The organism is Cribrihabitans pelagius, assembly GCF_048820915.1.
GTDB lineage: Bacteria > Pseudomonadota > Alphaproteobacteria > Rhodobacterales > Rhodobacteraceae > Cribrihabitans_A > Cribrihabitans_A pelagius.
On sequence record NZ_JBMERR010000062.1, the window covers coordinates 1 to 1005 of the forward strand.

At 62.6% G+C, this 1005-nt stretch carries 1 protein-coding gene; it reads right to left on the reverse strand.

What is annotated here, in order from left to right:
- The coding region (locus ACOHX0_RS21860) for an IS110 family RNA-guided transposase (protein ID WP_420679360.1) at nt 1-1005 on the reverse strand (1005 nt) is incomplete at both ends.

Consider the following 1005-nt stretch of genomic DNA (forward strand, 5'->3'; position numbering starts at 1 on the left):
TGATGGCCTCCTTTTCCGGTTCGAAAACTGTCCCGTCGCGCCAGATGCACATCATGACGACGGCGAGTTTTCGGGATGCCGCGACAGCAGCTTTCTTGAAGCCTTTCCGGTCTTGCAGCCTCTTGGCCCAAGCGCGCAGCTGTGATGGCTTTCTGACCTGGGTGATTAAGGTGGTGGCCGCGGAGTAGAGCAGTCTTCGCAGATCACGATCTCCGCATTTTGATATCCGGCCGGACCAGTCCATTTCTCCGGATTGGTGCCGCCGCGGAGTGAGGCCGAGAAAGGCGCCGCCGTCCCTCGATCTCCGGAAACGCTCCGCATTGTCGAGGGTAGCGATAAAGGACAGCGCGACGACAGGCCCAACGCCCGGGACGGTCATGAGGCGGCGGGCAAGGCCGCTTTGGCGCGCGATGAGCCTGAGATCGCCGTCCATCGCTTCCGCGGCTGCGCACAGCGCCCTGTGGATCGGGATGAACATATCCGCCATCAGGCCGAGCGCCGGGTCGGTCTGGCCTGCCTCTGCGAGCTGGTCGCGGAAGCCCTGCCGCAGGTCTGCCCGGCCTACTGGCCCCATGCAGATCCCGAAAATCTTCAGCACTCCGCGAACATGCGCTTCAAGGTCCTTGCGCATCCTGATCAGGCGCTCCCGTGCGCCAATAAGAACGCGAACCCGCTCCGACGCCTCGCTTCTGATGTGAACCCGGCTGAACCAGCCGGTGCGGGCCAGATGCGCCAGCCCTTCGGCATCACCGGTATCGGACTTGTTGATCCGCCCAGACAGCGCCTTGTGCGCCAGGCGGGCATCAATGCAGATGATCGGAAGGCCGCGTTTCTCCAGCTCGCGGGTGAGCCAGATGGCCAGGATGCCGCTCTCATGCACGATCCGCTCGGGCTTGGCGGAATGTTCGGAAATAAACGATGCAATCTCGTCCGGATCCGAACTGGTTTCGCCGCGCGCCAGCACCTCGCCATCTTCATCGACAACACAGATCGACACGGATTTGA